Here is an 18,105-nt window from a genome sequence, read left to right as displayed (position 1 = left end):
GTGACGAGGGAGCTTGCTCCCGCTGGAGTGCGCAGCTCTCCCCAAAAAGGGCCGCTTCGCAGCCCAGCGGGAGCAAGCTCCCTCGCCACGGATGAATCCGACAACCTTCAGGTAATGGCAATCAGCCCGCCACCAACACCCGAATCGCCTCCAGTCGCAGCGCCGCCTTCTCAAGCATCGCCAGGCCTTGCTCGCGCTGTTGGCGCAGGGCCACCAGTTCGCTGTCGCGTACGGTCGGGTTGACGGCTTGCAGGGCGGTCAGGCGCGCCAGTTCTTCATCGGTATCGGCGGCCAGGCGTCGCTGGGCCTCGGCCACGCGTTCGGCGTGACGCGGGGCGATCTTCTCCTCACCGGCGTTGATCCGTGGCGTGAGCTGGTCACGTTGGGCCTGGATGAACTTGTTGGCGCTGGCACGGGGTACGCTTTCGAGTTGGTCGTTCAGGGTTTCGAACGAGACACGGGCGGCCAAGTCGTTGCCGTTGGTGTCCAGCAGGCAGCGCAGTGCGGCCGGCGGCAGGTAACGACCCAGTTGCAGCGAGCGTGGGGCGACCACTTCACTGACATAGAGCAGTTCCAGCAATACGGTGCCCGGCTTGAGGGCCTTGTTCTTGATCAGCGCCACGGCGGTGTTGCCCATGGAGCCGGACAGCACCAGGTCCATGCCGCCTTGCACCATCGGGTGTTCCCAAGTGATGAACTGCATGTCTTCGCGAGACAACGCCTGGTTGCGGTCGTAGGTGATGGTCACGCCTTCGTCGTCGCCCAGTGGGAAGCTGGCGTCGAGCATTTTTTCGCTCGGTTTGAGAATCAGCGCGTTTTCCGAATGGTCCTCGCTGTCGATACCGAATGCGTCGAACAGGGTTTCCATGTAGATCGGCAGGGCGAACTGGTCGTCCTGCTCGAGAATCGCCTCCACCAGTGCGTCGCCTTCACCCGCGCCGCCGGAATTGAGCTCCAGCAGACGGTCGCGACCGGTGTGCAGCTCGGCTTCCAGGCGTTCGCGTTCGGCGCGAGCTTCGTCGATCAGCGCTTGCCACTGGCCATCGTCGGCTTCTTCCAGTAGCGGCAGCAGGCGCGGGCCGAACTGATGCTGCAAGGCGTTGCCGGTCGGGCAGGTGTTGAGGAAGGCGTTCAGGGCTTCGTGATACCACTGGAACAGGCGCGCTTGCGGGCTGGTTTCCAGGTAAGGCACATGCAGCTCGATGGTGTGCTTCTGACCGATCCGGTCCAGACGGCCGATGCGCTGCTCCAGCAAGTCCGGGTGGGACGGCAGATCGAACAGCACCAGATGATGGGCGAACTGGAAGTTGCGACCTTCGCTGCCGATTTCCGAGCAAATCAGCACCTGGGCGCCAAACTCTTCATCGGCGAAGTAAGCTGCCGCGCGGTCACGCTCCAGGATGTTCATGCCTTCGTGGAACACCGTGGCCGGGATGCCGGAACGCACGCGCAGGGCGTCTTCCAGGTCCATGGCGGTTTCGGCATGGGCGCAGATCACCAGCACTTTGGTGCGCTTGAGCATCTTCAGGGTGTCGATCAGCCATTCGACCCGCGGGTCGAAACGCCACCAGCGTTCTTCTTCGCTGGCGTCCGGCTGGGCCTGGAAGCTGACTTCCGGGTACAGCTCGGCGTGATCGCCCAGCGGCAGCTCGAGGTATTCATCCGGGCATGGCAGCGGGTAAGCGTGCAGCTTGCGCTCCGGGAAACCCTGCACGGCGGCGCGGGTGTTGCGAAACAGCACGCGGCCGGTGCCGTGGCGGTCCAGCAGTTCGCGCACCAGGCGGGCGCTGGCTTCGACATCGCCGTCGTTGACGGCGGTCAGCAACGCTTCGCCTTCGTTGCCCAGGAAACCGTGGATGGTCTTGTGGGCTTCGGGCGAGAGCCGGCCCTTGTCCAGCAGCTCCTGCACGGCTTCGGCCACCGGGCGATAATTTTCGCTCTCGGCGCGGAAGGCCTTGAGGTCATGGAAGCGGTTCGGATCCAGCAGGCGCAGGCGGGCGAAGTGGCTGTCCTGGCCCAGTTGTTCCGGGGTCGCGGTCAGCAGCAGCACGCCGGGGATCGTCTCGGCGAGCTGTTCGACCAAGGCGTATTGCGGGCTGACCTGATCCTCATGCCATACCAGGTGGTGAGCTTCGTCGACCACCATCAGGTCCCAGCCGGCGGCGAACAGCGCATCCTGGGCCTTTTCGTCGTCCACCAGCCATTCCAGCGCCACCAGGGCCAACTGGGTGTCTTCGAACGGGTTGCTGGCATCGCTTTCGATGAAGCGTTCTTCGTCGAACAGCGCGACCTGCAGGTTGAACCGCCGACGCATTTCCACCAGCCACTGGTGCTGCAGGTTCTCCGGAACCAGGATCAGCACGCGGCTGGCGCGACCGGAAAGCAGTTGGCGGTGGATCACCAGGCCGGCTTCGATGGTCTTGCCCAGGCCCACTTCGTCCGCCAGCAGCACCCGCGGCGCAATGCGGTCGGCCACTTCACGGGCAATGTGCAATTGGTGGGCGATCGGCTGGGCACGGACGCCGCCCAGGCCCCAGAGTGAAGACTGCAACTGGCGGCTGGTGTGTTCCAGGGTGTGGTAGCGCAGGGAAAACCAGGCCAGCGGGTCGATCTGGCCGGCGAACAGGCGGTCGCTGGCCAGGCGGAACTGGATAAAGTTCGACAGTTGGGTTTCCGGCAGGGTGACGACTTCGTTCTGCCCGTTGAGGCCGTGGTAGACCAGCAGTCCGTCGACATCATCGACTTCGCGCACGGTCATCTTCCAGCCTTCGAAGTGAGTGATCACATCACCCGGCGAAAACCGTACACGGGTGAGGGGCGCATTCCGTAGCGCGTACTGGCGAGTGTCGCCAGTGGCCGGATAGAGCACGGTCAACAAGCGGCCGTCCTGTGCCAGAACGGTGCCTAAACCCAGCTCGGCTTCGCTGTCACTGATCCAGCGTTGCCCCGGTTGATACTGCTGCGCCATGCTGCCTGACTCCCGCCTTGAAAAAGCCGGTTATCTTAACGGAATGATCCTTCAGACCAAAGGATTTACGTACGCATTACGCTGCCAGGGGGCTGATTCATTACCCGCAGGTATGGAACTTAAGCCCGCTCGACGATCAAACAAGCTCGGCCCCGCGGATTGCTGCAATGCCAACTGGGTCACAAGTTTCAGACCGGCGGTTCAAGCTGCCACCCCTGCAGCCGACAACCTGAAGACAGGAGACCTTTATGTTGCCACCCATGCTTCCTCTGAGCGCCGTGCCTATTACGGCTCAACAGGATCCGATCCGCCAGCGACCGGACATACCGCCCGTGGTCCCGGTGCAGCAAAGCTCCAACGAAAGCACCATCGACCTGAAAAATCGCGACCCTGAAGAGGCTGCGCTGTTGCTGCGCGAGGAGCAACAGCGCCAGCAGGAACGCAACAAGCGCCGCCGCGAAGCCGACGAAGATCCCGAGGTGCACCTGGCCGTACCAGGTACTGAACTGAACGCCGATAACACCGTGCCAGTGGTGCCGCTGGTGGAAGGGGAGGAGCGTCAGGGCTTGTGGGTCGACATCCAGATCTGATTTAGGGTGTTTGCCGACGTACGCAGTCTGGTCAACGCCGCCAACAGCCCGCATCATGGACGTATCCGCAATTCACTGCACGATGCCGACACGCCATGAGCCAAGAAGACAAACTGATCGACCTCAGCGCTGAGCGCGCCAAGCGCGTTCACGACCTCAACGAAAAACGCCTCAATGAAGTCCGTCAGGCTTTCGAGCAAGCCATGCCGTTGGGCAAGCCCAAGAAAAAGCCGAAAAACAAACCGAAAAAGCGCTGACCTCCCCTCGATCCATTGATACAGATCAGTTATTTCCCCACCTTTGCGCCCCGTTGCGGGCGTTATTGACCCCGGTCAATTTTCATCCAGGCCTGATTGGTTAACTTGAACCCATCGCAACAGGGGCAAGATCAGGAGGCCAGTCATGTTTTTCGATAATGTGGTGTTTGCCGGAGTGTTGACGGTCGGCCTCATGTTCGTATTTTTCGCCGGCTTTGGATTATTCATCTGGAAAGACGCACATAAGCGCAAAAAGCCATAGGTCTTTCCGGCTACAACGAGCACGCAAGGCATTTTGGGCGACTTCGGTCGCCCTTTTTTTTTGCGATTTTTCAGGCCTACACCAAACTCCTGTGGGAGCGGGCATAAAAAAAGGTGCGATCCACAAGGATCGCACCTTTTTTGTAACTGGCTGAAATCAGCTACCCAGGGCCTTGGATGCCAGCCAGAACAGCCCGGCCGACAGCGCCACGGTCGCCGGCAGGGTCAATACCCAGGCCAGCAGGATGGTTCGTACCGTGCCACCTTGCAGGCCGCTCTTATTGGCGACCATGGTGCCGGCCACGCCCGAGGACAGTACATGGGTGGTGGAAACCGGCAGGCTGAAAATGTTCGCCATGCCGATCATGCACGCGGTGGTGATCTGCGCCGACATGCCTTGGGCGTAGGTCATGCCTTGCTTGCCGATCTTCTCACCGATGGTCAGTACCACGCGCTTCCAGCCGACCATGGTGCCCAGGCCCAGCGCCAGGGCGACCGCCAGAATCACCCAGAACGGGGCGTACTCGGTGGTGCCGGTCAAGTCCTTGCGCAGCTTGTTCAGGTCGTCTTTCTCACGGGCTGCCAGGCCTGGCAACTTGCCGACCTTCTTCGCTGTGTCGTCCAGGCAGAGCAGGTAGCGACGCACTTCGATGCGGCTTTCCGACGGCAGCGAATGGTAGTCAGCCACGCCTTTGAGCGTGTCGAGCAGTGCATTGATCGTCGGTTCAGTCTGCTGCGGGTTGCAGCGGAATTTCTCCGGCAGATCGCCCTTCACGCTTTTGCCCAGCGCCAGGAATTCACCCAGGGACTGGCTGTTGCGCTGGTAGAACTGGCTCAAGTGCAGGGTCGCGTCGCGGGTCCGCTCGATCTGGTAGGTGGTGCTGTTCAGGTCGAGCACGAACTGCGAAGGCACGATACCGATCAGCACCAGCATGATCAGGCCGATACCTTTCTGACCATCGTTGGAGCCGTGGACGAAGCTGACGGCCATGGCCGAGATCACCAGCACCAGGCGGTTCCAGAACGGTGGGTGCTTCTTGTCGTCGATCTTGCGGCGCTGTTCTGGCGTCTTGTGCATCTTTGACAGTGGACGCCACCATTTCAGGCTGATCAACACCAGGGCGGCAATCAGGAAGCCGGCCATGGGCGAGAACACCAGGGAGGCGCCGATATCGATCGCCTTCTGCCAGTTCACCCCGTCGGCCAACGGAATGTCATTGATCAGGGCGTTGGCCAGGCCCACGCCGAGGATCGAACCGATCAGCGTGTGGGAACTGGAAGCCGGAATACCGAAGTACCAGGTGCCCAGGTTCCAGGTGATGGCCGCTGCGAGCAGCGAAAACACCATGGCCAGCCCATGTCCGGTGTTCACATTGATCAGCAGTTCCACGGGCAACAGGTGGACGATGGCATACGCCACGCCCACGCCGCCCAGCAGTACGCCGAGGAAATTGAACACACCGGAAAAGAACACCGCCAGGTGAGGCGGCATGGCTTTGGTGTAGATAACAGTGGCAACCGCGTTAGCGGTGTCATGAAAGCCGTTGATGAACTCGAAGGCGAGGACAAAAGCCAGGGCGAGCAAGAGGCTCACAAGCACCCAAGCATCCAGTCCGCTGAATAAATCGATCATGAAGGTTTTCTGACCCGGTCGTAAGGGGGCGCGATTATGCCAGAAAACCATGGCAATCGATGCATTGCCTGCTCATCGGTAACATTCTTCTACGAAATAATTTGTAGAAAGCCCGTCGCGCCGAGGTTTTTGGCGGGTCATGCAACCCATTGATTCTGGTGTGGAAAGCGCGAACGACAAGATCGCCACCCGGTTGGAGGGGGCGTCAGGGTGGTATGAAATACCTGAAAGAAGTTCGGTCATGGGCATTCCTCGACCGTTGGCGCAAGGAGATGCGGCCCGCTCATGACGGGCGCTCAACCTCGGTGTCCGGACTGGGTGTCGGCCGGATACCGCTTCACAAGAACGCAAGCCTTAAGTGTCAATGCTCTTCGGCTTTGAGTTCCTTTTCCATTTTCTGGAGTTCCTGGGTGAAGGCCTGGTCCTGAACGGTGGCGCGTTTACGCCAGGGTTTGCGTTCGGGTTCAGGCTGCGCGGCGTAGGTGGTGACTTCCCCGCCGTAAACTTCCTTGTAACGTTGTTCCTGGCGCTCAAGTTCCGCGCGCAGTTCGTCTTTCGTCACAGTGTTACCTAATAAATTGAAATTGAATCTGGTGATACGCACTGCATGTAGGCATGCAGACGGCCACGGCACCAGAGCTGACAGCTGACGTAGCATCAGGGCTTCGTGTTGTTACCAATACAGGAGAAGCGGCCATTAAGGTGCTTCGGGCACCTGTTGCCGGCACTACGGTATATCTGCAGTACCGGCGGACGGGAACGGTCGATTGGCCGTTGCGTCACTGAAGTGCATTATAGCGGTCCACTCGAAGAACACTATCGGGAAAAGTTAAAACGGTCTTTTGTTGTGTGAATCCATGTTTGGATGCACAACTTATGGCAATTAGGTTTCAGCTCGCGCCCGCAAGTGCCGGTAGGCTGACGCCATCGACGCTGACAAGTTCAATATCCCATGCCCCGAGTTGAAGTCGCCGTCCTTGGAGCTGGAACTTATATCGACTCTGCTCGCCAGATCAAGCGAATTACCGCGCAATCAGCCTTGTTGCGATTATCGATCGCTGGTTCGATAATCGAACAGTCTTGGCAGCTTGCCCTTGTCTGTTCATTGGGCAGCCGCTTGTAATAGCCGTCATTTGCCGGGAAGGACCAGACATGAACGACCAGCTGCGCAACGCCTTTACTTCAGTAGCGCCCCCGATCGTCGCCTCACCGGCCAAGCGGATCCAGGCCCTGACGGGCGACCCGGACTTCATGACGTCCCTGGCCCGCGGATTGGCCGTGGTCCAGGCTTTCCAGGAGCGCAAGCGACACCTGACCATTGCCCAGATCAGCCACCGCACGGAGATTCCCCGTGCCGCCGTCAGACGTTGCTTGCATACCTTGATCAAGCTTGGCTACGCCACGACGGACGGGCGCACCTATTCGTTGTTGCCCAAAGTGCTGACCCTCGGTCACGCCTATCTGTCTTCGACGCCCCTGGCTGTTTCCGCCCAGCCCTATCTGGACCGCATGAGCGAACAGTTGCACGAGGCCTGCAACATGGCGACGCTCGAAGGCGACGATATTCTCTATATTGCCCGGTCGGCCACCACTCAGCGGCTGATCTCCGTGGACCTCTCCGTTGGTGGGCGTCTGCCGGCTTATTGCACCTCCATGGGTAGGATTCTTCTGGCGGCCCTGGATGATGCGTCGCTGCGTGACTACCTCGACCACGCCGACCTGCAGGCCAAGACCAGCCGGACCCTGCACACACCCGAGGCGCTGCTCGAGTGCCTGCAACAGGTTCGACAGCAGGGCTGGTGCATCGTCGACCAGGAACTGGAGCAGGGCCTGCGTTCGATTGCCGTGCCGGTGTACGACGCTTCCGGCCAGGTGGTGGCGGCGCTGAATGTCAGTACCCATGCCGGGCGGGTCAGCCGCAGCGAGTTGGAGCAGCGCTTCCTGCCAGGCTTACTCGCGGCAAGCCGCGACTTGAGTGCGCAGCTGTTCACTTAAGCTGTTCGATAAACGCACAGAGTCGCCGCTGGTGAATTGACGGTATTTACCGTGCCTCATTAATGTCGCGGCAGCGTCATCCGGCGTGATCGAGTCTGGCTCGGTCGGTGGCGACTTCTGTTCGCCTGCGTTTCTCGCGTGGAATAAAAATAAAATGAATCAGCCCCAAACTTCCGTAGGCAATTGCCTCGATGTGCAGTCCTTCATCAACGCCCAACCCATTTCGCGCTACCAGTGGCGAGTGGTGATTCTCTGCTTTCTGATTGTCTTTCTCGACGGCCTCGACACGGCGGCCATGGGCTTCATCGCCCCGGCCCTGTCCCAGGACTGGGGCATCGATCGCGCCAGCCTTGGGCCGGTGATGAGTGCCGCATTGATCGGCATGGTGTTCGGCGCACTGGGTTCCGGCCCGCTGGCTGACCGTTTTGGGCGAAAAGTCGTACTGGTGGGCGCGGTCCTGCTGTTTGGCGCGTTCAGTCTGGCATCGGCCTACAGCACCAACGTCGATCAATTGCTGGTGCTGCGTTTCCTCACCGGCCTGGGGTTGGGCGCCGGGATGCCGAACGCCACCACTTTGCTGTCGGAATACACCCCGGAGCGCAAGAAATCCCTGCTGGTGACCAGCATGTTCTGCGGCTTCAACCTGGGCATGGCCGGTGGCGGGTTCATCTCTGCCAAGTTGATACCGGCGTTCGGCTGGCACAGCCTATTGCTGATCGGCGGAATCCTGCCATTGATCCTGGCGGTGGTGCTGTTGTTTTGGCTGCCGGAGTCGGCGCGTTACCTGGTGGTGCGCAATCGCGGCACCGATAAAGTACGCAGGACCCTGGCGCCAATCGATCCGCACACCGTTGCCCAGGCGGCGAGCTTCAGTGTGCCGGAACAGAAAACCGTGAAGGCTCGCAACGTACTGGCGGTGATCTTCTCCGGCACCTACAGCGCCGGCACCTTGCTGCTGTGGCTGACCTATTTCATGGGCCTGGTGATCGTTTACCTGCTGACCAGCTGGTTGCCGACGCTGATGCGCGACAGCGGCGCGAGCATGGAGCAGGCGGCGTTTATCGGCGCGTTGTTTCAATTCGGTGGGGTATTGAGCGCGGTCGGCGTGGGTTGGGCGATGGACCGGTTCAATCCACACAAGGTCATCGGCCTTTTCTATCTGATGGCCGGGATATTTGCCTACGCCGTGGGGCAGAGCCTGGGCAACATCACCTTGCTCGCCACCCTGGTGCTGGTGGCCGGCATGTGCGTCAACGGCGCGCAATCGGCCATGCCGTCCCTGGCGGCGCGGTTTTATCCGACCCAGGGCCGGGCCACGGGTGTGTCGTGGATGCTGGGCATCGGCCGTTTCGGCGCGATTCTCGGCGCCTGGATGGGCGCGACCTTGCTGGGCCTGGGCTGGAATTTCGAACAGGTCCTGACCGCTCTGGTGATTCCGGCGGCGCTGGCGACCACGGCTGTGGTGATCAAGGGCATGGTCAGTCATGCGGATGCGACTTGAGGCGGTGACATGGCCCGCTCCCACGGGGTTCTCTGTGTACTTGGATAAATCGATAGCCAAACAACAATCTGTTCGATAAACGAACACTCAGTCGATTATCGGATTGTTTGGCCTTTTCCCTCAGCTTAATCTTCAGTCACTCCGGCGCTTAACCTCGCGCCTTTTTCTTCATGTCGGTCTACTGGAAAACGGGAGCCTGCCCCATGGCTGAAATCCTTTCGCTGCACGACGCGGTGAAGCAATTCGTCAACGACGGCGATACCGTCGCGCTCGAAGGCTTCACTCACCTGATTCCGACGGCGGCGGGTCATGAAATCATTCGTCAGGGTAAGAAAGATCTGACCCTGGTGCGGATGACGCCTGACCTGATCTACGACCAGTTGATCGGCGCCGGCTGTGCTCGCAAGTTGATTTTTTCCTGGGGCGGCAACCCTGGCGTGGGGTCGTTGCACCGCCTGCGTGACGCCGTAGAGAAGCAATGGCCGCACCCGCTGGAGATCGAGGAACACAGCCATGCCGACCTGGCCAACGCTTACGTCGCCGGGGCCTCGGGCCTGCCGTTTGCGGTGCTGCGGGCCTACGCCGGTTCTGACCTGCCAAAGGTCAACCCGCTGATCAAAAGCGTGACCTGCCCCTTCACCGGTGAAGTGCTGGCCGCTGTGCCTTCGGTGCGTCCAGACATCACAGTGATCCACGCCCAGAAAGCCGACCGCAAAGGCAACGTGCTGCTGTGGGGCATTCTCGGTGTGCAGAAAGAGGCCGCGCTGGCCGCCAAGCGCTGCATCGTCACGGTGGAAGAGATCGTCGACGACCTGAAGGCGCCGATGAACGCCTGCGTGCTGCCGACCTGGGCCTTGAGCGCGGTCTGCCACGTCCCGGGCGGCGCGCATCCGTCCTATGCCCACGGCTACACCGAACGTGACAATCGTTTCTACCAAGCGTGGGACCCCATCGCTCGGGATCGTGAGACCTTTACCGCGTGGATCAACGAATACATCCACGGCACTAAAGACTTCAGTGAGTTCCAGGCCAGACTGGCAGCCGCTTCGCAGGTGAAATCATGACGTACTCCACCAATGAAATGATGACCGTTGCCGCAGCCCGTCGGTTGAAGAACAACGCCGTTTGCTTCGTGGGCATTGGCCTGCCGTCGAAAGCGGCCAACCTGGCGCGGCTGACTTCGGCGCCGGATGTGGTCCTGATCTACGAGTCCGGTCCGATCGGTGCCAAGCCCAGCGTACTGCCGTTGTCCATTGGCGATGGTGAGCTGGCGGAAACTGCGGACACCGTCGTACCCACCGGTGAGATTTTTCGCTACTGGCTGCAGGGCGGGCGCATCGACGTCGGTTTCCTCGGCGCGGCCCAGGTTGACCGCTTCGGCAACATCAACACCACGGTGGTGGGCGACTACCATCAGCCGAAAGTCCGTTTGCCGGGCGCCGGCGGTGCACCGGAAATCGCCGGTTCGGCCAAGAGTGTGCTGATCATTCTCAAGCAGTCGGCGCGTTCGTTTGTCGACAAACTGGACTTCATCACCTCGGTCGGCCACGGCGAGGGCGGCGATTCGCGTAAACGCCTGGGCCTGCCAGGCGCCGGCCCCGTGGGCATCATCACCGACCTGTGCATCATGGAACCGGAAGCCGACACCCATGAGTTTGTGGTCACTGCGCTGCATCCCGGCGTGACCCGCGAACAGGTCGTTGCCGCCACCGGATGGGCGGTCCGTTTCGCCGACCAGGTGCACACCACGGCCGAACCGAGCGAGCTGGAGCTGCGCGCGCTGCGCGATCTGGAAGCTCGCACCGCAGCGGCCCATGGCCAGGCACCGGGAGAAGCCTGATGCGCGACGTTTATATCTGTGATGCGATTCGAACCCCCATCGGCCGGTTCGGCGGCGGTTTGTCCGCCGTGCGCGCCGATGATCTGGCGGCCGTACCGATCAAGGCACTGATGGAGCGCAATCCGTCGGTGGACTGGACTGCCGTGGACGAGGTGTTCCTCGGTTGCGCCAACCAGGCCGGCGAAGACAACCGCAACGTGGCGCGCATGGCGCTGCTGCTGGCGGGTTTGCCGGAAAGTATTCCCGGGGTGACCCTCAACCGCCTCTGCGCTTCGGGCATGGACGCCATCGGTACGGCGTTCCGCGCCATCGCCAGCGGTGAAATGGAATTGGCTATCGCCGGCGGCGTGGAGTCGATGTCCCGCGCACCGTTCGTGATGGGCAAGGCTGACGCGGCGTTCTCGCGCAACATGAAACTGGAAGACACCACCATCGGCTGGCGCTTCATCAACCCATTGATGAAAGCCCAGTACGGTGTGGACGCGATGCCGCAGACGGCGGATAACGTGGCCGATGATTACGCGGTGTCCCGCGCCGACCAGGACGCTTTCGCCTTGCGCAGCCAACAGCGCACGGCGGCGGCCCAGGCGGCAGGTTTTTTCGCCGAAGAAATTGTTCCGGTGCGCATTGCCCACAAGAAAGGTGAGACCGTGGTCGAGCAGGACGAGCATCCTCGCGCCGACACCACGCTTGAAACCTTGAGCAAACTCAAACCGGTCAACGGCCCGGACAAGACCGTCACCGCCGGCAACGCCTCGGGGGTGAATGACGGGGCGGCGGCGCTGATCCTGGCGTCGGCCGACGCGGTGAAGAAACATGGCCTGACGCCTCGAGCCAAGGTGTTGGGCATGGCCAGTGCCGGTGTGGCGCCTCGGGTGATGGGCATCGGCCCGGTACCGGCGGTGCGCAAGCTCACCGAACGCCTGGGCCTGGCGGTGGCCGATTTCGATGTGATCGAGCTCAACGAAGCCTTTGCCAGCCAAGGCCTGGCGGTGCTGCGCGACCTGGGGTTGGCGGACGATGCGCCGCAGGTGAATCCGAACGGCGGCGCCATCGCCCTCGGCCATCCGCTGGGCATGAGTGGGGCGCGGTTGGTCCTGACAGCGTTGCATCATTTGGAAAAGACCGGCGGCAAGAAAGGCTTGGCGACCATGTGTGTTGGTGTCGGCCAGGGTCTGGCGCTGGCTATTGAGCGCGTCTGACCCGTCGTTCTACTAATAAGAAACCGAGGAATGCTTCATGACTGACAAGCCTGGTTATCGTCGCCCCCAAGCGGGCACCCAGCCGGAGTATTTGCACCCGCCGTACCAGTCCACCAACCTGCGCTCGCCGTCCAAGCCGTTGGTGTATCTGCCGCACTCGCTGTCGGAAATCACCGGTCCGACCGTCGGCGCTGACCGTGTGCAGGAGAAGGATTACGACCTGACCGCCCAGCATGCCGGCGAGCCGCTGGGGGAACGCATCATCATTCACGGGCGCGTACTGGATGAGCACGGTCAGCCCGTGCCGGGCATCCTGGTGGAAATCTGGCAGGCCAACGCCGCCGGTCGCTACAACCATGACCGCGACAATCACGACGCGCCGCTGGACCCGAATTTCACCGGCAGCGGTCGCACCATCACTGACGCTGACGGTTGGTATCAGTTCCAGACCATCAAGCCCGGCGCCTATCCATGGGGCAACCATCACAATGCCTGGCGCCCGGCGCATATCCATTTCTCACTGTTCGGGCCGAGCATTCTGACGCGCCTGGTGACGCAGATGTATTTCCCCGGCGACCCGCTGCTGGCCTACGACCCGATCTACAACTGCGTGCCGGACACCAGCGCCAAGGAACGCCTGATCGCCCGTTTCGACCTGGAAAAAACCGTCCCCAACTACGCCCTCGGTTATCGCTGGGACATCGTTTTGCGCGGCCGCGATGCCACGCCGATGGAGAAATAAGATGACGCTTACCGCCACCACGTCCCACACCGTTGGCCCGTACTACCACATCGGCCTGACCTGGTTGAACCGCGAAGACCTGACCGTCGCCCAAACCCTTGGCCAACGGGTGGCGATCACCGGGCAGGTGGTCGACGGCAACGGCGCGTTCGTCAACGACGCGATGCTGGAAGTCTGGCAGGCCAACGCTGCCGGTAAATACGCCCACCCTGAAGACGACCAGGACAAACCCCTGGACCCCCATTTCGAAGGCTTCGGCCGGGTGCCGGTGGATGCCGAAGGACGCTTTCGCTTCACCACCATCAAGCCGGGCACCGTGCCGGGACTGGGGGGCACGACTCAGGCACCGCATCTGGTGGTGCTGGTGTTCGCCCGTGGGCTGGTCAAGCATCTGCTGACGCGCATCTACTTCGATGGCGAACAGGCCAACGAGGCCGACCCGCTTTTGGCCTGCGTGCCTGAGGAGCGTCGCGCCACTCTCGTGAGCAAGCCCGATGCTTCGGGCGTGTATCAGTGGAACGTGATCCTGCAGGGGACGGATGCCGAGACGGTGTTTTTCGATTACTGAGTGACAATTTTCCCGTGGCGAGGGAGCAAGCTCCCTCGCCACGGGTGAAAGGACTGTGGAACGGGGCTGTTACAAAGTGTGTCTAGACACTGTCAGTCCCCATGAGTGAAAAAACATGACGATTCCAATGACCCACTACACCGGCGAAGAACGCAGCAAGCGCATCTTCGCCATCGTCGGTGCCTCATCCGGCAACCTGGTCGAATGGTTCGACTTCTACGTCTATGCGTTCTGCGCGATTTATTTTGCGCCAGCGTTCTTCCCGTCGGACAACCCCACGGTGCAACTGGTCAACACCGCGGGTGTGTTCGCCGCCGGGTTCTTGATGCGGCCCATCGGCGGCTGGATTTTCGGCCGGGTGGCGGACCGTCACGGGCGCAAGAACTCGATGATGATTTCGGTGCTGATGATGTGCTTCGGCTCCTTGCTCATCGCCTGCCTGCCCACCTACAAGGACATCGGCGTCTGGGCGCCAGTGCTGCTGTTGCTCGCGCGCTTGCTGCAAGGCCTGTCGGTGGGCGGTGAATACGGCACCACGGCCACCTACATGAGCGAAGTCGCCCTCAAGGGCCAGCGCGGCTTTTTTGCCTCGTTCCAGTATGTGACGTTGATCGGCGGACAACTGCTGGCGGTGTCGCTGGTGGTGGTCCTGCAACAGTTCCTCAGCGAAGACGAATTGCGTGCCTACGGCTGGCGGATCCCGTTCGTGGTCGGCGCGGCGGCGGCGTTGATTTCTCTGTTGCTGCGGCGCTCCTTGAAGGAAACCAGCAGCAAGGAAATGCGCGAGAGCAAGGACGCCGGTAGCATCGCCGCGCTGTTTCGCGATCACAAGGCCGCGTTCATCACCGTGCTGGGTTACACCGCTGGCGGCTCGCTGATTTTCTACACGTTCACCACTTACATGCAGAAATACCTGGTGAACACCGCCGGCCTGCACGCCAAGACCGCCAGCTACATCATGACCGGCGCGTTGTTCCTCTATATGTGCATGCAGCCGCTGTTCGGCATGCTGGCGGACAAGATCGGTCGGCGTAACTCCATGCTCTGGTTCGGCGCCCTGGGTGCGTTGTGCACAGTGCCGATCCTGCTGACCCTCAAAAGTATCAGCAGCCCGTTCCTGGCGTTTGTGCTGATTACCCTGGCGCTGGCGATCGTCAGCTTCTACACCTCCATCAGCGGATTGGTAAAAGCTGAAATGTTTCCACCCGAAGTACGGGCGCTGGGGGTAGGGTTGGCCTATGCGGTGGCGAATGCGATTTTTGGTGGCTCGGCCGAGTACGTCGCCCTGAGCCTGAAGGCCCAAGGCATGGAAAACGCCTTTTATTGGTACGTCACGGTGATGATGGTGGTGGCGTTTCTGTTTAGCCTGCGCCTGCCCAAGCAACCGGCGTATTTGCATCACGACCTTTGACCCCACCGCGCTCGACCGAGAGGCGGGCGCATCCAAGGACTGTTTATGAGCGAACGACCGAGCAATCAGCTGTTCGATACCTACTTCACGGCTCGCGAGATGCGCGAGGTGTTCTGCGATGCGGGCCGGGTACAGGCCATGCTGGATGTCGAGGCCGCATTGGCTAGGGCTGAAGCGCGGGTAGGGTTGATTCCCCAGAGCGCGGTGGCGCCGATCGAGAACGCCTGTCACGCCCAGTTGTACGATTTTTCGGCGTTGAGCGAAGCAATTGCCAGTGCCGGCAATTCGGCGATCCCGTTGGTCAAGGCACTGGGCAAGCGTATCGCGAGCGAGGATGCCGAGGCTGAGCGCTATGTGCATCTGGGCGCTACCAGCCAGGACGTGATGGACAGTGGGCTGATCCTGCAACTGCGCCAAGCCTTGACGCTGATCGAAGACGAGCTGGCGCAATTGGCCGTTACCCTGGCCCGCCAAGCCGAACGTTACGCTGCCACACCGCTGGCCGGGCGCACTTGGCTGCAACACGCCACGCCGGTGACCCTGGGCATGAAAATCGCCGGTTGGCTGGGGGCGATCACTCGCAGTCGCCAACGCTTGAAAGAGCTCAAGCCGCGCTTGCTGGTGCTGCAATTCGGCGGCGCTTCCGGGACGCTCGCCGCACTGGGTGAGCAGGCCCTGCCCATCGCCGAAGCCCTGGCTGCCGAGCTGCGATTGAACCTGCCGGAGCAGCCGTGGCACACCCAGCGGGATCGCCTGGTGGAATTCGGCTCGGTGCTCGGTTTGATCACTGGCAGCCTGGGCAAACTGGGCCGCGACATCAGCCTGTTGATGCAGACCGAGGCCGGCGAAGCGTTCGAACCGTCGGCACCGGGCAAGGGCGGATCGTCCACCATGCCGCACAAACGTAACCCGGTGGGCGCGGCGGTGCTGATCGGCGCGGCGACCCGGGTGCCTGGTTTGTTGTCGACGCTGTTCAGCGCCATGCCCCAGGAACATGAGCGCAGTCTTGGCTTGTGGCACGCCGAATGGGAGACCCTGCCGGAGATCTGCTGCCTGGTGTCCGGTGCCTTGCAACAAGCGCGGTTGTTGGCCGAAGGGCTGGAAGTGGACGCGGCGCGCATGGCCCGTAACCAGGAACTGACCCAGGGGTTGGTGCTGGCCGAGGCGGTCAGCACCGTCCTCGCCCAGCGGGTCGGGCGCGACACCGCGCATCATCTGCTGGAGCAATGCTGCAAGCGCGCCGTGGCCGAACAACGGCATTTGCGCGCGGTGCTGGGGGACGAACCCCAAGTCACGGCGCAACTCTCCGCCGCCGAGCTCGATCATTTGCTCAACCCCGCCCATTACCTCGGCCAGGCCCAGACCTGGGTTGCCCGGGCCGTGGCCGAACACCTTGCCTTGAACGCCTGAAAGGAGATTGTTGTGGGATTCGTCAAACTCGCCGAGGGCGAACTGAACTACCGTTTTGACGGGCCGCAAGACGCCCCGGTGCTGGTGCTTTCAAACTCCCTGGGCACTGATCTGCACATGTGGGACGAGCAGGTCGCGGCTTTCAGCGAACACTTTCGCGTGCTGCGCTTCGACACCCGTGGTCACGGTCAGTCGCTGGTCACCGAAGGGCCGTACAGCATCGAACAACTGGGTCGCGATGTACTGGCGATGCTTGATCAGTTGGGCATCGACAAGGTGCATTTCTGTGGCTTGTCCATGGGCGGGTTGATCGGCCAATGGTTGGGGATCAATGCCGGTCAGCGTCTGCATAAATTGGTGGTGTGTAATACAGCCGCCAAGATCGGCGATCCTTCGGTGTGGAACCCGCGCATCGAAACCGTGCTGCGTGACGGCCAGGCAGCGATGGTAGCGTTGCGTGATGCCTCGATTGCCCGTTGGTTTACCCCGGATTTTTCTGAGGCGCAGCCAGCGACGGCGAAAAAAATCACTGACATGCTCGCTGCCACTTCACCCCAGGGCTATGCGGCCAACTGCGCAGCGGTGCGCGATGCCGATTTCCGCGAGCAACTGTCGTCGATCCGCGTGCCGCTGTTGGTGATCGCCGGCACTGAAGATGCCGTGACGCCGCCGTCGGGTGGGCACTTTATCCAGGAGCGGGTCAGCGGTGCCGAGTACGCCGAGTTCTACGCCGCGCACCTGTCCAACGTCCAGGCCGGCGCCGCGTTCAGCGCGCGGGTGCTGGATTTCCTGCTTGATTCTGGCCGCGCCTGAGGAGTTTTTTGTGGACGAGAAACAACGTTACGACGAAGGCATGCAAGTACGCCGCGCGGTGCTGGGCGATGCCCACGTTGATCGCAGCCTCAATGCCTTGACCGAGTTCAACAGCGAATTCCAGGAGATGATCACCCGTCACGCCTGGGGCGATATCTGGACCCGCCCGGGCCTGCCGCGCCATACCCGCAGCCTGATCACCATCGCCATGCTGATCGGCATGAACCGCAACGAAGAACTCAAACTGCACCTGCGCGCCGCCGCCAACAACGGCGTGAGCCGCAGCGAGATTAAGGAAGTGATCATGCAGAGCGCCATCTACTGCGGCATCCCGGCAGCCAACGCCACCTTCCATCTCGCCGAGTCGGTGTGGGATGAGCTAGGCGTCGAGTCCCGGACTTAGGAACCGCCGCTAATCCTGTGGGAGCGGGCTTGCTCGCGAAAGCGGTGGGTCAGTTTGCTTCGATGTTGAATGTGATGACGCCTTCGCGAGCAAGCCCGCTCCCACACTGGATCTTCAGTGAGCACAAAACTTTGTGTTCGACACTGATCCCCTGTGGGAGCGAGCTTGCTCGCGATGACGGTGGTACAGCCTCCATCCATGTTGGTTTTTACAGCAAGCTGATCGGATAGCTGACAATCAACCGGTTCTCATCGAACTCATTGTTGCTGTAGTCCCGGCGCATCGTCGAGTTGCGCCACTTCACATTAAGGCTCTTCAGCGCACCGCTCTGCACGGTGTAAGCCAGCTCACTTTCCCGTCCCCATTCCTTGCCGTCGTCAACCGTGGCGGTGTGCACGTTGTCACCGCTGATGTAGCGGTTCATCAGGGTCAAACCCGGCACGCCGACGGCGGCGAAGTTGAAGTCATGGCGCAGTTGCCAGGATTTTTCCTTCGCGTTGTCGTAGCTGGA

General features: G+C 61.4%; 19 protein-coding genes. 14 read left to right on the top strand and 5 right to left on the bottom strand.

Annotated elements, in window-relative coordinates:
- Nucleotides 1-121: 121 nt before the first annotated feature.
- On the bottom strand, nt 122-2,968 hold the full coding sequence (rapA, locus tag ACWNZ1_RS26595; RefSeq protein WP_256452303.1) for an RNA polymerase-associated protein RapA: 2,847 nt from the start codon (nt 2,966-2,968) through the stop codon (nt 122-124).
- Between the two features lie 248 nt (nt 2,969-3,216).
- On the opposite strand from rapA, the gene ACWNZ1_RS26590 reads away from it, so the two are divergent.
- From ACWNZ1_RS26590 to ccoM, 3 genes are all read left to right on the top strand, one after another.
- Nucleotides 3,217-3,558 (top strand): aspartate-semialdehyde dehydrogenase, encoded by a 342-nt coding sequence (locus tag ACWNZ1_RS26590; RefSeq protein WP_135844099.1) that lies wholly within the window; start codon nt 3,217-3,219, stop codon nt 3,556-3,558.
- A gap of 95 nt (nt 3,559-3,653) precedes the next feature.
- On the top strand, nt 3,654-3,815 hold the full coding sequence (locus tag ACWNZ1_RS26585) for a hypothetical protein (RefSeq protein ID WP_163006773.1): 162 nt from the start codon (nt 3,654-3,656) through the stop codon (nt 3,813-3,815).
- A gap of 145 nt (nt 3,816-3,960) precedes the next feature.
- On the top strand, nt 3,961-4,077 hold the full coding sequence (ccoM, locus tag ACWNZ1_RS26580) for a cytochrome c oxidase subunit CcoM (protein ID WP_025212288.1): 117 nt from the start codon (nt 3,961-3,963) through the stop codon (nt 4,075-4,077).
- Between the two features lie 156 nt (nt 4,078-4,233).
- Here the strand turns inward: ccoM and ACWNZ1_RS26575 are convergent, their stop codons facing one another.
- From ACWNZ1_RS26575 to ACWNZ1_RS26565, 3 genes are all read right to left on the bottom strand, one after another.
- Nucleotides 4,234-5,709 (bottom strand): inorganic phosphate transporter, encoded by a 1,476-nt coding sequence (locus ACWNZ1_RS26575; RefSeq protein WP_135844100.1) that lies wholly within the window; start codon nt 5,707-5,709, stop codon nt 4,234-4,236.
- 72 nt (nt 5,710-5,781) lie between these two features.
- Nucleotides 5,782-5,952 (bottom strand): hypothetical protein, encoded by a 171-nt coding sequence (locus tag ACWNZ1_RS26570; protein WP_158296348.1) that lies wholly within the window; start codon nt 5,950-5,952, stop codon nt 5,782-5,784.
- A gap of 118 nt (nt 5,953-6,070) precedes the next feature.
- Complete coding sequence (locus tag ACWNZ1_RS26565) at nt 6,071-6,271, bottom strand: hypothetical protein (protein ID WP_135844101.1); 201 nt, start codon at nt 6,269-6,271, stop codon at nt 6,071-6,073.
- Nucleotides 6,272-6,861: 590 nt separating this feature from the next.
- Between ACWNZ1_RS26565 and pcaR the strand changes: the two genes are divergently transcribed.
- The 11 genes from pcaR (at nt 6,862) to pcaC (ending at nt 17,594) form a co-directional block, all read left to right on the top strand.
- The gene (pcaR, locus tag ACWNZ1_RS26560; RefSeq protein WP_135844102.1) at nt 6,862-7,704 is read left to right on the top strand and encodes a pca regulon transcriptional regulator PcaR; all 843 of its coding nucleotides are present in this window, start codon (nt 6,862-6,864) and stop codon (nt 7,702-7,704) included.
- A gap of 154 nt (nt 7,705-7,858) precedes the next feature.
- Nucleotides 7,859-9,205 (top strand): MFS transporter, encoded by a 1,347-nt coding sequence (locus tag ACWNZ1_RS26555; protein WP_135844103.1) that lies wholly within the window; start codon nt 7,859-7,861, stop codon nt 9,203-9,205.
- A 203-nt stretch (nt 9,206-9,408) separates the two neighbouring features.
- Complete coding sequence (locus ACWNZ1_RS26550) at nt 9,409-10,269, top strand: CoA transferase subunit A (RefSeq protein WP_135844104.1); 861 nt, start codon at nt 9,409-9,411, stop codon at nt 10,267-10,269.
- Complete coding sequence (locus ACWNZ1_RS26545; protein ID WP_256454376.1) at nt 10,263-11,045, top strand: CoA-transferase subunit beta; 783 nt, start codon at nt 10,263-10,265, stop codon at nt 11,043-11,045. Before ACWNZ1_RS26550 ends, ACWNZ1_RS26545 begins: the two co-directional genes overlap by 7 nt.
- Nucleotides 11,042-12,247: a 3-oxoadipyl-CoA thiolase gene (pcaF, locus tag ACWNZ1_RS26540; RefSeq protein ID WP_256454377.1), complete on the top strand. Its 1,206-nt coding sequence runs from the start codon at nt 11,042-11,044 to the stop codon at nt 12,245-12,247. The genes ACWNZ1_RS26545 and pcaF overlap by 4 nt, the downstream gene beginning before the upstream one ends.
- 37 nt (nt 12,248-12,284) lie before the next feature.
- Nucleotides 12,285-12,989, top strand: a complete 705-nt coding sequence (gene pcaH / locus ACWNZ1_RS26535) for a protocatechuate 3,4-dioxygenase subunit beta (RefSeq protein ID WP_135844107.1) — start codon at nt 12,285-12,287, stop codon at nt 12,987-12,989.
- A 1-nt stretch (nt 12,990) separates the two neighbouring features.
- Complete coding sequence (pcaG, locus tag ACWNZ1_RS26530; RefSeq protein ID WP_135844108.1) at nt 12,991-13,557, top strand: protocatechuate 3,4-dioxygenase subunit alpha; 567 nt, start codon at nt 12,991-12,993, stop codon at nt 13,555-13,557.
- Between the two features lie 115 nt (nt 13,558-13,672).
- Nucleotides 13,673-14,968: an MFS family transporter gene (locus tag ACWNZ1_RS26525; protein ID WP_256452304.1), complete on the top strand. Its 1,296-nt coding sequence runs from the start codon at nt 13,673-13,675 to the stop codon at nt 14,966-14,968.
- Between the two features lie 45 nt (nt 14,969-15,013).
- The gene (locus tag ACWNZ1_RS26520) at nt 15,014-16,378 is read left to right on the top strand and encodes a 3-carboxy-cis,cis-muconate cycloisomerase (protein ID WP_456027976.1); all 1,365 of its coding nucleotides are present in this window, start codon (nt 15,014-15,016) and stop codon (nt 16,376-16,378) included.
- A gap of 12 nt (nt 16,379-16,390) precedes the next feature.
- Nucleotides 16,391-17,191 carry a 3-oxoadipate enol-lactonase gene (pcaD, locus tag ACWNZ1_RS26515; RefSeq protein ID WP_135844111.1) on the top strand — a complete coding sequence of 267 codons (801 nt, stop codon included), beginning with the start codon at nt 16,391-16,393 and terminating at the stop codon, nt 17,189-17,191.
- A gap of 10 nt (nt 17,192-17,201) precedes the next feature.
- The gene (gene pcaC, locus ACWNZ1_RS26510) at nt 17,202-17,594 is read left to right on the top strand and encodes a 4-carboxymuconolactone decarboxylase (RefSeq protein WP_122566795.1); all 393 of its coding nucleotides are present in this window, start codon (nt 17,202-17,204) and stop codon (nt 17,592-17,594) included.
- Nucleotides 17,595-17,802: 208 nt separating this feature from the next.
- Here the strand turns inward: pcaC and ACWNZ1_RS26505 are convergent.
- Nucleotides 17,803-18,105 (bottom strand): OprD family outer membrane porin (locus ACWNZ1_RS26505; protein WP_456027975.1); only part of this gene is annotated, 303 nt, incomplete at its 5' end.

The sequence above is a fragment of the Pseudomonas sp. CFBP 5748 genome, from assembly GCF_053850495.1.
This window is presented reverse-complemented; position numbering and strand designations above follow the sequence as displayed.

What these genes read in the sequence shown, in the direction of transcription:
- rapA (WP_256452303.1), bottom strand. Translation starts at nt 2,968, where the DNA reads ATGGCGCAGCAGTATCAACCGGGGCAACGCTGGATCAGTGACAGCGAA.
- ACWNZ1_RS26590 (WP_135844099.1), top strand. Translation starts at nt 3,217, where the DNA reads ATGTTGCCACCCATGCTTCCTCTGAGCGCCGTGCCTATTACGGCTCAA.
- ACWNZ1_RS26585 (WP_163006773.1), top strand. Translation starts at nt 3,654, where the DNA reads ATGAGCCAAGAAGACAAACTGATCGACCTCAGCGCTGAGCGCGCCAAG.
- ccoM (WP_025212288.1), top strand. Translation starts at nt 3,961, where the DNA reads ATGTTTTTCGATAATGTGGTGTTTGCCGGAGTGTTGACGGTCGGCCTC.
- ACWNZ1_RS26575 (WP_135844100.1), bottom strand. Translation starts at nt 5,709, where the DNA reads ATGATCGATTTATTCAGCGGACTGGATGCTTGGGTGCTTGTGAGCCTC.
- ACWNZ1_RS26570 (WP_158296348.1), bottom strand. Translation starts at nt 5,952, where the DNA reads ATGACCGAACTTCTTTCAGGTATTTCATACCACCCTGACGCCCCCTCC.
- pcaR (WP_135844102.1), top strand. Translation starts at nt 6,862, where the DNA reads ATGAACGACCAGCTGCGCAACGCCTTTACTTCAGTAGCGCCCCCGATC.
- ACWNZ1_RS26555 (WP_135844103.1), top strand. Translation starts at nt 7,859, where the DNA reads ATGAATCAGCCCCAAACTTCCGTAGGCAATTGCCTCGATGTGCAGTCC.
- ACWNZ1_RS26550 (WP_135844104.1), top strand. Translation starts at nt 9,409, where the DNA reads ATGGCTGAAATCCTTTCGCTGCACGACGCGGTGAAGCAATTCGTCAAC.
- pcaH (WP_135844107.1), top strand. Translation starts at nt 12,285, where the DNA reads ATGACTGACAAGCCTGGTTATCGTCGCCCCCAAGCGGGCACCCAGCCG.
- pcaG (WP_135844108.1), top strand. Translation starts at nt 12,991, where the DNA reads ATGACGCTTACCGCCACCACGTCCCACACCGTTGGCCCGTACTACCAC.
- ACWNZ1_RS26525 (WP_256452304.1), top strand. Translation starts at nt 13,673, where the DNA reads ATGACGATTCCAATGACCCACTACACCGGCGAAGAACGCAGCAAGCGC.
- ACWNZ1_RS26520 (WP_456027976.1), top strand. Translation starts at nt 15,014, where the DNA reads ATGAGCGAACGACCGAGCAATCAGCTGTTCGATACCTACTTCACGGCT.